Below are 4,932 nucleotides of genomic sequence, written 5' to 3' on the forward strand. Positions count from 1 at the left end.
ACTAATGTATAAATGCATCCCTGCTGGATTTCCCCGCCCAATAAGACACCAACCCCTAAGGCGGTTGCTTTATAAACCGGCTTGTCCTCTAAAGCATTCAAAGCAATCGTTGTTGCTCCAATATTCTTACCCGTTGCCATAAAGCGCAAAACAATCCCATTCTTATACTCCAAAAATGCCGTTTGGCTTTCAAGCCTTATCAAGGTTGTTTGTTGAGCATGATCATTTGTAACAATCCCTTCAAGCGTTCCACCCGTGTCTAGCAAGTATTCCTTGACACGCTGCATCATCACACGGGCGCTCGTGTTTACACGGCTAGGGTGCTGTCCTTCTGACCAATCAATCAAATCATCCGCGCGCGTGTTATCCACCGCTCTAAGCGACCAGTCATATATTGTTGACATGATTTTGACCCTTAAATTCCGTAAAATGCCCGCATGAATTGTGTCATCAAAGGATTATCATCTTCTTCATGCTCTTCTTCTGAAGGCTCTTCCTGTGAGGCTAATAATGCCCGTAAAACCTCTAACAAGTTGTCTCTATTGCCAATGCCCCCTCGTGCTATAGGACTTGCTCTATAAGGTTGCTCTCCCCCATACATTTGAAAAACACGATTAACAAAATCACTTGCACGCATTGCATTATTGCCTGCATTCAAACCAACCGCATTGCTGCCAACCAATTGCGCTGCATTGGCATGGGGATTTTGTAAAAGACGGGTTCCTCCTGCCCCTTGTTGATGGGCTAAATATAATTCTGCCTCTGTTGGTGCCCTTCCCAATACACGGCTTAAATGATTACGATTATCAAGGGTCAATCTCCCCATCGCATCGGCTGCCTGCATCGGGTCAAAACGGTCCTGCAAACCATATTGCTTGGCTGTACTGTCTATAAACTGATACAAACCACCCGCAGAAGAACGCGGATTCCTTGCATTGGGATTGCCTCCACTCTCCACTTGCGCAACACGGTATAAATAGCTTTCCGGCAAGCCATACCGCGCTGCTGCTTGACGTATCGCTTGATCAACTGAAGGACTATATCTAGCCATAGATTTTGCTCCTTGCAAATCTGCCAGCTTCTCCCATCAGTGCCGAAGAAATAAAATGCCAGAAACGTTCATTACCAATTCCTGCTTTATGTAATAGTATAAATCTTTGTAACATATTAGCAACTTCCTGCGGGCTCATACCCTTAACGCCAAAAGTTGCTAATTTTGCTATATCCCGTTCAAATATTTGTCTTTCTTTTTGAGGTAATTTCCTAATCGTATCAGATAAAATATTTTGAGTAATTTTTGCCCCTTCATGTGCTGCACTAAATTTTCCGTGCGGTAAGCGAACTCCTTCTAGAACAGAAGCCTCTGGCGTTCCTTGAAATGGCTTTAGTGCCCTTTTCGCCGCATCTTCATAAAATATTTCATCATCTACAGCTTTTCTAAGCGCTTTAACGTTTTTAGGACTTAAAGATCTGCTAAGATTTTCAGACATGCTCTCCGTTTGTAAAATATTCGAAAGTCTATTAACAGAGCGGGATTTTTTTAATATATCATCGATATAGTCCCTTATCCCTACGCGATAGGTATTAAGACCATCCGGCATCGCTCCTTTACGAAGTCCTTCGGCTATTCCCTCTCCTGAAATATCTTTTTCTGCAATTCTTTTGCCTTGGCTTATGGCTTCTGCAAAGCCTTTGTATTTTGCTGCGCTACCCCGTGCTGCTTTATAAGTAGGAGAGATTTCATCCGTTATCTTTACCAAATTGTTCTTAATCAATTGGTAACCAGAGCTCTTATCCATATCACCAAAATTTTTATATTTCTCTATCAAATTATCTAGAGATTGCTTAGTTTGGTCTAATAACTCCATTGTGGGCTTATAGTTAATATGGCGAAAATTTTTATCATAAAATCGTTGAGCAATTGCTTTACGTGGGTGTCCTTCTAAGGTATCAACTGCTTCTTTGAGAGCTTCTTGAAACCATTTATTTTTAAAAAGCCTATTAAGAGCTGGATAATATCTTTTTTCTATTGGAGTACGATAGGCTTGTGCATAAAGATGTCCATGTGCTGCTTCCCCTTGCTCTTTAAGCAACCTTTTTAGAACTTTCGTATCTTGGAGAGGAGTAATGTTGTCATCTGCCGATTGACGAAGACGCTGAACGGCTCCCTGCATCCGTCCCTCGTGGGCTCCTTTCAAAAGTGAAGAAACACGCGGATTGGTTTTCCCCATATTCGCAAGCAATACTTCTAAATTCGGACTAATATCTGTCAAAAATGCATGACGTGGCGCACTTGCAAGATGTTCTGCAACATTCTCAACGCCATCATCATATAATGTTTTTGCAACTTCTCTGACTGCTCTGGTTTGAATGTCCTTATGAGCAGGATTAAAACGACCTCCTTTTATAAAAGGAACATGTTGCAATCCATGTCCTACTTTCTTCAATCCTGAAGAAACGAATGTACCAGTAAGAGAACCAACAGGACCAGCAACAGCTCCAATACCACCACCAATCCCTGCCGAACCAAGACGACCATAAAAACCATCTCCTGCACCAGAGCCATGCAAAGCTCCAGAACCTGCTCCTAAAACTACCGCCTTACCAAGATTTCCAAATGTTGATAGCGCAGAACCTACTCTCAAAAGTCCAAGCCCAGGGATAAATGATGCCACTGTTGGTACAATCGAACCAGCAATATAACCAATAGAAGATAATATTGGATGTTTCTTTTCCAAGGCTTTTAAATAAGCTCGTTCTTTTGCTACCCGTTTATTATAGATCTCTTCTGCTCGTTTATCGCCACGCCAATAATCTGTAAAACCTGCTTCATACGCCGCTTGTATCTCATCACTATATCCTGCTGTCAAACCAGATGCACCATGACTTCTAAGTGCATCCCACCGCGTAAGATCTTTATCATCAAATGAAAAATCATGAGGTGTTTCTTGAGTATTAGGAATATCTTGAGGTGGACCAATTACCTTTAATTTCCTAGCCCATTCAGGTAAGAGTGACTTATCATAATCTTTATATTCAGAATAATCTGTTGTTGTTTGAAAATTTGAAATATCTTGAGGTGGACCAATTACTTTTAATTTCCTAGCCCATTCAGGTAAGAGTGACTTATCATAATCTTTATATTCAGACATAGCACAACCTATTTTATTACAGGAACCACTTTACCATTTGCATCAATAATAAAAGCCTTTACTCCTTGTGGTAGAGCTTCAACCTCTTCTACACTTTTCAAAATAAGTGGATTTACACTACCTCCTTGTGACATCGACCGATTATAATATTGAGCAGAAGGATTATTACGCCGTCTTACTTCCATCCCGTTTGATAACCTATAAATTTCCTCATCATTCAGTCGTTTAAAAAGATCAAACATATCTTTAATTTTTAGCAGAGTTTTATGTAGTTCTTCAGGTTTATCGCTAATATCCAAAGAACCATAAGATGCTACCAACCGCGCGCTTTCTTCATTAGATAAAGGTCCTACTCCCAATGAGCCATTTTGACTTTGTTTTTTGATTGTTTCAATCACTCGAGTAAAGATACCACCTTCAAGCTGTTTAAATTTCGTTCTTAATGATTTTGCATCAGAACCCGGAGCAAGCTGAGCAAGTGAACCAATTATACCTGCAACCTTGTCGGGGTTTGCGTCTATAAGTTGAAGAGCATCATTCACTGTCCCTATAATGTGATCAATTTCTTTTGCTGCTATCTCAGCAGCATTTCTCTTATTTATTTCCCACTCTTCTATGTCTCGTTTTTTCTGATTATACTCCAATTCCTGTAGAGTCCCTTCCATCGGTTTCTGTCCACGTTTACCTGTCTGTGGATTGGTATACCATTCATGCCCCGCAAGTAACTTAGGTTTATCATCACCTGTCAACAGTGCACTAAGCATTTGAGGATTACTTGCCATAACCCGCGCTTCTTCTTCGCTGTAGCCTTTGGATTTTAGATACTCGACGGTCTGGTTAACTTTACCTCTTTGCTTATCGCCTTCATGCAAGTTCTTCAGTCCTTTAGCGAAAAGTTGCCACCCAGACGAATCTGGACTCGCTGTTATTGCTCCTAAAAGAAAATCATCAATATTTTTACTAACATCAGACTGTGAAAAACGAGAAAGTTTATCCCAAAAACTAGGTTCAGGTTCAGGACGCTGTTCTTGTGGTGCAACTGGTTTTGTTGGAACAGATACATTATTTCCTATACTAGGTGGGATTTCTTCTTTTGGAATCGAAGTGGATTTATTCTCTTCAATAGGATAAATAGAGCCTATTGGAGTAGGAGAAAAAGGACCTATATTATAATTATACGGATTATTCGTAGAAATCATACTAGGAAAAACTGGTAGTTGATATTCCGGTCTCTGATTTTGTTGTATTGCTTCCTGCAATCGTTCTGTTATCGTTTTTGGACGTTTAAGTGCAAAACTTTTATCTCTCGGATTAAAATTCATAAAAACCATTACATCACCTCTTTAAAATTGTCCTGCAAACTTTTCCGCTACCTGCTTTGCTCCATAAATAGCCATCGCAAAATTCTGCCAAGGATTATTGCCTTGCATCTCAGAGCCTGTCATATTATTCGTTGTCGTACCGTAATCTCTTGCAAAACCATGACCAGCATTCATAAGCATATTCAATCTATTCCAACCGCTATTGTCTTGCTCCAGCCAATGTTCGCGGTTGGCGTCAACAAGCCGTTGATTGTAATCATTCAAAACACCGCTTCCCTGCAACATATTGGAATAAGCATTGTTGTAGGCGGGGAATAGATTGCCTACCATGCCTAAGCGGTTCTCATTCAATTGATCAATCATCGAATTTGCTTGCATCATGCGTTGCCAATCCTTATCGTACTGATCAGACATTGCCCGCGCATAAACAGAACCACTCGCCTTGCGCAACTCATCTT

General features: G+C 40.6%; 3 protein-coding genes and 2 pseudogenes. All 5 read right to left on the bottom strand.

The genetic code is table 11. The features are described 5' to 3' along the window. Window positions 1-404 (bottom strand): annotated as a pseudogene (locus PVV65_RS08970) (phage tail protein); the annotation flags it as partial. Between the two features lie 11 nt (window positions 405-415). After that, complete coding sequence (locus PVV65_RS08975) at window positions 416-1,051, bottom strand: transglycosylase SLT domain-containing protein (RefSeq protein WP_273789927.1); 636 nt, start codon at window positions 1,049-1,051, stop codon at window positions 416-418. Beyond that, the gene (locus PVV65_RS08980; protein ID WP_273789928.1) at window positions 1,044-3,152 is read right to left on the bottom strand and encodes a glycine zipper family protein; all 2,109 of its coding nucleotides are present in this window, start codon (window positions 3,150-3,152) and stop codon (window positions 1,044-1,046) included. Before PVV65_RS08980 ends, PVV65_RS08975 begins: the two co-directional genes overlap by 8 nt. A gap of 8 nt (window positions 3,153-3,160) precedes the next feature. Then, complete coding sequence (locus PVV65_RS08985; protein WP_273789929.1) at window positions 3,161-4,483, bottom strand: hypothetical protein; 1,323 nt, start codon at window positions 4,481-4,483, stop codon at window positions 3,161-3,163. Window positions 4,484-4,495: 12 nt separating this feature from the next. After that, window positions 4,496-4,932 (bottom strand): annotated as a pseudogene (locus PVV65_RS08990) (hypothetical protein); the annotation flags it as partial.

The organism is Bartonella sp. ML70XJBT, assembly GCF_028618425.1.
Taxonomy (GTDB): Bacteria; Pseudomonadota; Alphaproteobacteria; order Rhizobiales; family Rhizobiaceae; genus Bartonella.